This window comes from Succinimonas sp. (assembly GCF_045225735.1).
GTDB lineage: Bacteria > Pseudomonadota > Gammaproteobacteria > Enterobacterales > Succinivibrionaceae > Succinimonas.
This window is the reverse complement of record NZ_JBGVBR010000088.1, coordinates 1-7,157: the sequence shown is the minus strand read 5'-3', so window position 1 is coordinate 7,157 and position 7,157 is coordinate 1. Positions and strand designations below refer to the sequence as shown.

The 7,157-nt window shown below is 45.9% G+C and carries 6 protein-coding genes; 5 read left to right on the top strand and 1 reads right to left on the bottom strand.

Going from position 1 to position 7,157, the window contains the following annotated elements; all coding sequences use genetic code 11:
* Positions 1 to 282: 282 nt before the first annotated feature.
* From ACJROR_RS03230 to ACJROR_RS03220, 3 genes are all read left to right on the top strand, one after another.
* Entirely contained in the window at positions 283 to 1,386 is a 1,104-nt protein-coding gene (locus ACJROR_RS03230; protein ID WP_406545837.1) for a hypothetical protein, read from the top strand.
* A gap of 162 nt (positions 1,387 to 1,548) precedes the next feature.
* Positions 1,549 to 1,872, top strand: a complete 324-nt coding sequence (locus tag ACJROR_RS03225) for a hypothetical protein (RefSeq protein ID WP_406545836.1) — start codon at positions 1,549 to 1,551, stop codon at positions 1,870 to 1,872.
* Between the two features lie 430 nt (positions 1,873 to 2,302).
* On the top strand, positions 2,303 to 2,641 hold the full coding sequence (locus ACJROR_RS03220) for a hypothetical protein (protein ID WP_406545835.1): 339 nt from the start codon (positions 2,303 to 2,305) through the stop codon (positions 2,639 to 2,641).
* Positions 2,642 to 2,684: 43 nt separating this feature from the next.
* Here the strand turns inward: ACJROR_RS03220 and ACJROR_RS03215 are convergent, their stop codons facing one another.
* Entirely contained in the window at positions 2,685 to 3,938 is a 1,254-nt protein-coding gene (locus ACJROR_RS03215) for an IS256 family transposase (protein ID WP_406545834.1), read from the bottom strand.
* 59 nt (positions 3,939 to 3,997) lie between these two features.
* Here ACJROR_RS03215 and ACJROR_RS03210 point away from each other — a divergent pair, with 59 nt between their 5' ends.
* Both ACJROR_RS03210 and ACJROR_RS03205 read left to right on the top strand, forming a co-directional pair.
* Positions 3,998 to 4,816 carry a hypothetical protein gene (locus ACJROR_RS03210; protein WP_406545833.1) on the top strand — a complete coding sequence of 273 codons (819 nt, stop codon included), beginning with the start codon at positions 3,998 to 4,000 and terminating at the stop codon, positions 4,814 to 4,816.
* A gap of 162 nt (positions 4,817 to 4,978) precedes the next feature.
* Positions 4,979 to 7,157: GTP-binding protein (locus ACJROR_RS03205; RefSeq protein ID WP_406545832.1), on the top strand; the 2,179-nt coding region annotated here is incomplete at its 3' end.

Here is a 7,157-nt window from a genome sequence, read left to right as displayed (position 1 = left end):
GCCCCCTGTTTTTATCATTTGCTTTATCTTTTGGCTTTGGCGCCGCCGGGGGAGCCGGGCTCAGCTTGTGGGTCATGGTCTGTGACAGACTCCTTGTTTTTCGGGAATGTCGATCCCGAAGCGACCTTGCTATGACAGGGCTTTCTATACTCAAAAGCAGGACATGAGGTATAAGACGGCGTCAGTCTTCAGAAACCTGAGTTTCCGGCGCGGGCTTATGCTGATACTGATACCGCTTTTGTTTTTGCTGGCGGCAGTAGGTTTCGAGCTTAAGGAGGCGCTATGGAAGATAACGACAGAGAAGATCAGATGGACGATATTGATCCCGAGACTCCTGATAATTCTGAGATTGCTGACAATCCCGGACCTTCTGATAATTCCCAAGAACCGGAGAACCGGAACGCGGCATCCGAAACGGCCCCTCACAGTTCCGGGATCGGGATTAATCTTAAAAAGGCCCCTGGTGCCTCCGATACCGGATCTGGCGCTGGTACCAGCTCCGGCGCGGATCCCCATGCCCAGTCAGCTGCCGGAACCGATCCGGAGAATCCCTGCGATCGGGAATTATTCTTTGAGAAGCGCATTTCTCTTTTCAATCTGATTGTATTCTCTCCTTTGATCATTACTATCGTTCATTTTGTCTACACAGCGCTGATCTATATTATTTGCGCCACCGGTCTGGGAACCAACGGCGAAGGCTATGTGGGATTTTTGAATATTGCCTTCCTTTTGGTGGTGCTGTCGGGGATACACCTTTTTATTGCCTGGCTTATCGGAAGAGACGTGAAGCGGAGTCATAGTCCCCTCAAAAACTCCTTTTTCGCCAGGCCAGTACTGAGATATGTCTTCTTCCTGCCGTTAGTATGCTTCGTGTCATCATGGTTCTACATCATGGCCTACGGGATCTGTAAAATCGCAAAAACCGGGCCCGGGCGTTTTTACAAATGGCAAATTACCAAGAAGGTGCCGATCTTTATCACGCTGGTGTCCTACGCTATCTTTATTACAGTTGATGCCGTGGAAATTCCCAAAAATGATGCAAACGTTATTGATGAAATTGCTCCCTGCATAGACTGGGAAGCGGAAGAGGACTGCGGTCGAAGACGCGCGCTCCAGATGAACTGGCAGATTATAAAAGAGAATACTGACTGCCGCAGCGCCCAGGATTGTCTGCAGTTTGGGAACAAAGTAACTGATCTTGACGGAAATTGTGAAAACTCTTTTGGGGCGTACAAGAAGGCCTGCAACGTCTACAAAAGCGGCAAAGGCTGCTTTGACGCCGGAATGTGCCTGTTGCTGGACCGAAAGGATAAATTCCGGGCGGAGCAGTATTTAAGAAGGGCCTGCGACAGAGGGATTTCCTTTTCCTGTAAACTGATAAAATGAGTTTCTACACAGTCTCCCCGCAATATCTGAAATAAGGCCTTCCGGGATTGCGGGATCCTTTATTCCGAAGCTGTTACGGCGTTCATGATTCCGGAAAACGTAACCGATTTGCAACCGCAGATGGCAATAACGCTTACTTGCCGCCAACACGAGGAAAATATCATGAGATACGTTTTAATGCTCTGTCTTCTTGCTTTATCCGCTCCCTCCCAGGCCTTTCTGGGGTTTGGCGTTGATTGCAAGAGCGCCGCTGACTGTCTGAGAAAGGGGGACATGGCTTTTCAGATGTCTCCCGGCGCAAGCTGCAAGGATGCTCTTGAGTATTACGAGGAGGCCTGCGATGAATATGGCAGCGGGAAGGGCTGCTTCGATGCGGCCACCTGTTATGCCTTTGAACTGGGTAAAAGCTCGAAGGCTAGGAAGTACTATGGGAAGGCCTGCAAGAAAGGGAATTCTTCGGCCTGTGTTTTTGAGAAGATGAACTAAGGGATGAACTAAGGGATCTGGAAGATTATCCGGCCTCATCATCCCCGCCTTATCATTGTGGTGTACTGCTTCTGATGCAGCTTTAAACGGCGGGGCTGATGAAGCGGCTCCCGGAGCCTTCGCATGCCCTTGGATAAGCCTTTACCATTTTTTATCTCCCTTTTCCTTATCGCTGACGGTAATTTTTCTGCTATTTTGTTATTCCTTCCTTTGTTTGCGCCCCTGTGATTTTTGAATCTGGCCATTAGCACCTCGCCCGGTTTCTCCTTGCCTTTTCTTAAAGGGCTCGAAATCAGGGATGCATCACTAAAATCCTCGTGAGACAGTACCGTAATCCCGGAAAATTTTGATAAGACACTGATTTTGCTTTGTTGTCGCTTTTGAGACGACCTTGAATTTGTCTGCTTTTCTATACTTTACTGTGCGATACGTGTCTATAGGACTTGAATTCCCGTTGCCTTGTTCCGGAAATGCCGATAGCCGGACAGGAAATACCTTAAACAGGGCTCCGGAAATTTTCAGGGAGTTGCAAGAACTTAACAGATTTGTTCAGACAGGGTGGTCAAAGCTTTACGGACAACTGAGATATGCCGTATTTTTAAAGCTGCAAGGTGGAGAATTAGCTGCAAGGTGGAGAATTAGTTGTATGCCGCTTTTCATAGTCAAAGCTGAAGATTTTACGGGACATGCGGATGCGGAGGCTGACTCCGGATCTGCGGAGCTTCATGTCCGGCGAAAAGGCTCCCCTGAAGTCGCATATGGAGTGTGAACGAAATTTCGTGTAAACCCATGTTAAGCCCATTGTGAAAAAGTTATCTAATATACTTGGCTATCCTGGTACTAGTTTCATCTAGACATGATAGCTGATTTAGAACCCTTGCCCAATTCTGTATTTTAGCATTGTTCCATTTCCTAGCAAGTTCACCGGTGATTCTAAGATAGAAAATTTTAAATACCGAATTTTCATTTTCAAAGAAGCCTTTTTTAGTGACCTTTCTAAGGCTGGAATTTACAGACTCGATTGCATTGGTTGTATACATCACTTTGCGTATGTCGGCTGGATAATTATAGAGCTGACGTACGTGGTTAAAATTGTTCATCCAGACTTTTACGGCTCCCGGATAATCAGCACCCCATTTTTCTTTCAGAGATTCAAGGGCAGCTTCGGCTGATTCCAGGTTAATGGCGCCATACATTGCCTTGCAGTCGGTACAAAATTCTTTTAAATATTTTGAAGGAATGTACTTTGCGGCATTTCTGATCAGGTGAACAATACAGCGCTGAACGACTGTCTGAGGGAAGATTGAATGGACGCCTTCTTCCAGGCCGGATACGCCATCCATGGATAAGAATAAAATATCTTCGACGCCTCTGGCTTTAATGGAGTCGAAAATTTTCATCCATGTGGACTTTGATTCTGTCGGACTGATATACAGCCCTAAAATCTCTTTAAAACCTTCATAATCAACGCCAAGAATCACATACACCGCGTGATTGTCAACAACCCCGCGCTCATTCTTCATTTTGACGTAAATACAGTCAACAAAAACAAAGCTGTACAGTGGTTTCAAAGGTCTGTTCAGCCATTCTTTTACATCATCAATGATGGCATCTGTGATAGTTGAGATTTTATCCTGAGACAGTTCAAAACCATAGATATCCTGGATGGTTGCGCTGATATCTCTCTGGCTCATGCCCCGGGCATACATCGCCAAAACCTTTCCTTCAATCTCTGAAACATCCTTCTGATATTTCGGTACTGCGACAGGCTTAAAAGTGCCATCTCTGTCCCTGGGTACGGAGATGGTGGTTTCACCAAAGGAACCCTGAATGGTTTTCTCACCATAGCCATTTCTGCGATTCGCTGTTTCTTTTGGCGCGGACGAACTCTTATCATAACCGAGATGCGCATCCATTTCGGCATTAAGCATCTTCTCAAAAATAGGTCCAAAGACATCTTTTAAGGCTTCATTAACGTCTTTAGCATTTTGTACGTCATAATTACTGAGAATTAAATCTGCAATTGTTTCAGCAGCAGGATTTCGCTTAATATCTTTTTTTGCCATATTCATTACTCCAATTAAGTCTTTAATGTTAACAGACTTAACAGGAATACACGAACTTTATGTCATACCCCGCATATGACATTCCATGTCCCGATAATGAGGCCGTCACCATTACGGAACTGGCTTCCTGCTACAGAAGCATTCTCGGGAAGGCCGCGGACCTTAAGTGCGCCGACGTAGTCATTCCCCTGTTCGGAGAGGATACCGACACTCTTCCTAAGGAGGAGGTGCTGAATACCGCTGTTTCCGAGATCAGTGCCTTTCTGCAGCATTCTGACATGCTGGTGTATCTTAAGGTGCTCAATCCTGCCGCTCTGGCGCTGCCAAAAAGGATAGAAAAGGAGCTTTACCTTTCGATGCATAAGAAGAAGGCCGCGGCAGGCATTAGTTCTGCGATCCCTCATGTATTGCCATCGTTAGGCTTAGTTTACCCGTTTATTATTACTCCCCCGCCCTTCGACAGCGCTCTCACCCGCAAGATGAACAGCGGCAGCAAGACCTTTCAGGAAAGGCTTTTGGAACTCATAAAGGAAAAGAATGCGGATGAGGTTACGGTCTACAAAAACGCCAACATTGACCGCAAGCTGTTTTCCCGCATTCGCTGCAACAAGGATTATACGCCCTCCAAAAACACCGTTCTGGCGCTGGCCATAGCGCTTCGGCTTAATCTTCAGGAGACGCAGGATCTCCTGCTCCGGGCCGGACTCGCTCTGTCCCCGAGCATCACCTTTGACATTATTGTGTCGTTTTTCATTGAGAACCAGATCTACGACATCAGCAAAATCAACATTGCACTGTTCCGGGAAACCGGACAGTACCTGGGCGAAAGATCAGCCAGAAAATCAGAAAACAAAAAAACAGAAGCCAAAGAGAAGTGATCTCCGGTTTAAGAGGCATGATATCCGGTATTCCGGGTGCCTGCGTTATGACGCTGATTATTTCCCGATAACATGGTTTTTTTACGCGTAGTTCCACTTTAATTAAAACTGAATCAGATGATTGGACGGTTTTGAGTAATAACTGAATATTTCGGAGATGCTATGGCTTCTAACGCTGAAAACGATGCTGCTGAAGGCTGTTGCGGCTTGATCATGTTAATTGGTTTCGGAGTTTTGGCGTATTATTACCCCAAAATTTTCTTACCGATTTTGGGTGTATTGATACTTATTGGATTATTTTCAACACCAAAGTCTAAATCAAAGTCAAAAGCAAAATCTGCAGGCATCTCTGAAAAATCAGCAGAGTCTTCTGAAGATCCTGATTCGCACTATGGAATTGATTTAAAAAAGAGCGATGCGGATGAAGATTATTTAAGAGCCAAACAGGACAATGCTGAACAAATTGCAGCAGCAAGGGAAAGATTTGATCGCGAGGTACAACTGAGACAGCAGGATGCTCTAAACCGCAAAGATGGAGATGATCAGACACATCAGTTTGTGAGAGTCATTAACCAAGCGATCCAGGATGCTCAGGACAAGGCAAAAGATGAAAAGGAAAAAGCCAGAAATGGGGCTAGGGGCGAAAAATCTAACAAGGTTGTTTTTGGCATTTTCGGCGGGGCCCTGTTAATTGGTCTTGGTTATTTGGTGTTTTGTTATCCTACTATTGTTTCGCTTGTATTGTTGGTGCTGCTTATTGGATTTAGCTTAGCGATAGCAATCTCGTTAGCCGCTGACCGCTCAAAGAAAAAAAGCATAAAAATTGATAATAACGTGATAGTTGCCGCAGTTGTTATTGGCAGTTTTGTTGTGATGCTGCTAACTGGTATTGGTTTTTTGATTTTTTATTATCCTACGATTGCTGCGCTTTTATTGATGCTGACAAGTATTGGAATTGTTTTACTGATAATTTCAGAATCTAAGTCAAAAGATCGCAGATCAGAAAATACAGCAGAATCTTCTGATGATGCTGTCTCGCATTCTGGAATTGATTTAAAAAAGCATGATACCGATGATGCCGGGACTGAAACCGGAGGTGAATCGGAGACTGAAACTGAAGTCGAAGAATATGGTGATGCTGAAATTGAAGAAGATGTCCAGAGAATTACCGATGAAAGATTGGCCATGGATATCGAAAGGAGACAGGACGCTCTGAATCGTGCTGATTACGAAGCTGAATCCGGAGAGGATGCCGCGGCAAATGACACAGAAGAGGATGATTATGCTGAGGACAACGATCTGGAAGAGTACGATGTCGGTTATGGCAAAGATGCCGAGGATAATTATCCTGACGACGGATATGAAGCCGGAGAAGAAACAGATGACACTGACCAGGAAGGGGACGGAGCTGAATCCACCGATGCGGCTGATGAAAAGATTTTAGCAATGAGAGACAGACTGATCTCCGCAGCAAGACCAAAAACAGTAGTTGCAAACAAAGTAAGAACGAAAGAAGAGTGGGAGACGTATCTTCACAAAGGTTCACGCATCTATGTTGAAGTTGCAAACAAAGTAAGAACGAAAGAAGAGTGGGAGACACCCGAAAATGAGCTAGTCGAAAATGTTTTTGCTCCGGAAGATGACCTGATGAAAATCGTAGAAGCAGCCCTGAAGAGAGTCAACCTGTCGAAAGCTGCACCGTCTGATTTGCCATGCGTAAATGTAGGTGTCATCGGTCATGAAGGCCATGGAAAGTCCACTCTTACAGCTGCTCTTAGCATCCTGCTGAACAGGAAGTTTGGCGGCGACATGCCAAACCTTGATGAGATTGCAGCACCTCCTGCGGAAAGGGTAAAAGGCGTTAACATTAACATTTTTCGCGCAAAGTACGATTCTGCCAAGCGGCACTATGATCACGCCGACTGTCCGAGCCACGCTGACTCCGTTAAGTGCCTGATCACCGGCGCGGCCAGGATGGATGCAGCCATACTTGTGGTAGATGCCTTCGAAGGCCCGATGCCCCAGACTCGCGAGCACATTTTTCTTGCCCGTCAGATAGGCATTGCCCATATCATCGTGTTCCTGAACAAGTGCGATGTTGACTGGATTATTAATGACACAAAGTATCTCAGACTTCTTGAATTGGAGATTCGCGAGTTTCTGACGGAATACGGTTTTCCGGCTGACGACATTCCGATAATCCGCGGTTCCGCTCTTGGAGCGCTGCGCGGAGAAGAAAAGTGGGTAAAGAAGATTTACGAGCTTGCCGAGATCATGGACAGCTATATTCCTGAGCCGATACGCGATGTAGACCATCCGTTCCTGCTGCCGATTGAAGACG

What these genes read in the sequence shown, in the direction of transcription:
- ACJROR_RS03230 (WP_406545837.1), top strand. Translation starts at nt 283, where the DNA reads ATGGAAGATAACGACAGAGAAGATCAGATGGACGATATTGATCCCGAG.
- ACJROR_RS03225 (WP_406545836.1), top strand. Translation starts at nt 1,549, where the DNA reads ATGAGATACGTTTTAATGCTCTGTCTTCTTGCTTTATCCGCTCCCTCC.
- ACJROR_RS03215 (WP_406545834.1), bottom strand. Translation starts at nt 3,938, where the DNA reads ATGGCAAAAAAAGATATTAAGCGAAATCCTGCTGCTGAAACAATTGCA.
- ACJROR_RS03210 (WP_406545833.1), top strand. Translation starts at nt 3,998, where the DNA reads ATGTCATACCCCGCATATGACATTCCATGTCCCGATAATGAGGCCGTC.